Annotated in this window: 1 protein-coding gene; it reads right to left on the bottom strand. The window is 63.2% G+C overall.

Going from position 1 to position 1,475, the window contains the following annotated elements; genetic code table 11:
- Window positions 1-975: 975 nt before the first annotated feature.
- Window positions 976-1,314 carry a transposase gene (locus G6027_RS05420; RefSeq protein ID WP_206682469.1) on the bottom strand — a complete coding sequence of 113 codons (339 nt, stop codon included), beginning with the start codon at window positions 1,312-1,314 and terminating at the stop codon, window positions 976-978.
- Between the last annotated feature and the right edge of the window lie 161 nt (window positions 1,315-1,475).

The raw sequence follows: 1,475 nt of genomic DNA on the forward strand, positions 1-1,475 counted from the left end.
GGTCCCATCTTGGGACGTTCACTCACACCGAAGGCGACGACAAGCCGGAACTGAGTGTTCGCGTCACCGAGACATTGGCACCGCAAGGAACGCCGCAATGACCTTGGTCATGGAAAGTCGCTGGTTTCGAGGCCGGACGATGCCGCGAGCCGCCGAGAATCGTTGCCGCGTGACGGCCACAGTGGACTCCACTCTTAGGGGCAAGAAAACGAGATCCTGTGGCACGCTGTTGCCTATCTGTCGCAGGCGAACCCGCCAGACGGCGATATGCCCGTGTGGGGCAAGAAGGTCGGCTTTCGGAATGTCTCCGACCACGCCCACACAGGGGGCAACGGAATCGCGCACAGCCTCAGACCGAGCAGCTCCACCAGTCGCGCCCACCGCGCCTGCTGATGAAGTGCCGAGTTCTGAGGTGCCGAGTTGCCAGTGCGAGACCGGACGAACGTGCGAGCAGTTCGGGGAGCGGTCGAGTTCGCGAGATTTCGTTCGTCACCAACGCTGCCGTCGGTGAGGAATCGATCGACCGGCCGACGACTCGCCGGGAGTAGGCGTCCAGGATCACACAGCAGTACACCTTGCCTTCGCGAGTCGGGTGCTCCGTAATGTCGGTGACCCATAGTTGGTTCGGGCCCTGGCGTGCGAAGTCTCGCTTGACCAGGTCGGTGGAGATGTCGACCGCTCTGATGCGCTTGAACTTGCGGCGCCCCGAGATGCCCTTTAGTTCAGCTCGGCGCATCAGTAGCTCGACCTGGTTGTGGCCAACCTCGACGCCTCTGCCAAGGGTCAGCTAGGCGTGCACGCGCCGATCGCCGTAGGTACCGCGGGACTCGAGGTGGATCTGGCTGATGAGATTAGTGAGCATCACGTGCCGAACGCCGCGCTCGGACGGTGGCCGCTTTCGGTGTTCGTAGAACCCGGCCTCGGATACACCCAGGACCCGGCAGGCGACCTGTACGGGACGCCCTTCAGAGGCGATCACTTCGACCGCCGCGTACCGACTTTCGGGGCGGTCTCCTCCTTCAATAACTCGACGGCTCGGTGGGCGACGGCTAGCTCTGTCTCAAGCTCGCGGATCCGCTTGTTCGCTTTCGCGAGTTCACCTTTCTCAGCACTACTCAGTCCAGATGCCTCGCCCCGGTCAATCCGGTCCTGCCGGCGCCAGTTGTAGATCGTCTGGTCACTGAGATCAAGGTCGTACGCGACAGCAGCTACGCTGCGCCCCGCCGCGAGCAAGTCGAGGACCTTGCGCCTGAACTCAGCCGAATAGCCTTGTCGTCCCATCTCTTCCTCCCGGTGTTCGCCACCAGAATCCAAAAATTCCGACTCCGTAGAACCCGGGACACACCACATCTCCGAACGCACTCACGCCGGCTTGGAAGCCGCCCGGGCCCGTGGCCGGGTCGACGGGCGTCCACCGCTGTTGTCCGGGGACAAACTGCTAGGCGTTCTGGCGGACGGAGTGCTCGCCGAGCGAG

This window comes from Dietzia sp. SLG310A2-38A2 (assembly GCF_014145095.1).
In the GTDB taxonomy this organism is placed as follows: Bacteria; Actinomycetota; Actinomycetes; order Mycobacteriales; family Mycobacteriaceae; genus Dietzia.